The following is a 240-nucleotide window of genomic DNA, read 5'->3' on the forward strand; positions in this document are numbered from 1 at the left end:
TTGTTAAACGGCTTTCGCCTTTTCTTCTTGTTTGCCTGTCTTTTTGTTTGTCAGCTTAATTGATTTAACAAACAGCGTGAGGATCAATCCGGCAGCGATAAAGGCCAGGCCTGTGAAAAACACGCTGTGAAGCGAATCCATCAGTGACGTTTTCAAAACCGGCACGATATGGGAAGAAAATGCGGCCGGAATCTGCTTAATCGATTCCTGACTGAACAAGGATTGAAGCAGCCCTTCAGG

The 240-nt window shown here is 45.4% G+C and carries 1 pseudogene; it reads right to left on the reverse strand.

Annotated elements, in window-relative coordinates:
• Window positions 1-3: 3 nt before the first annotated feature.
• Window positions 4-240: pseudogene (locus SB660_RS23445) on the reverse strand (MFS transporter); the annotation flags it as partial.

Origin of the sequence: Bacillus sp. SIMBA_005, from assembly GCF_046535585.1 — a bacterium.
Classification (GTDB): domain Bacteria; phylum Bacillota; class Bacilli; order Bacillales; family Bacillaceae; genus Bacillus; species Bacillus pumilus.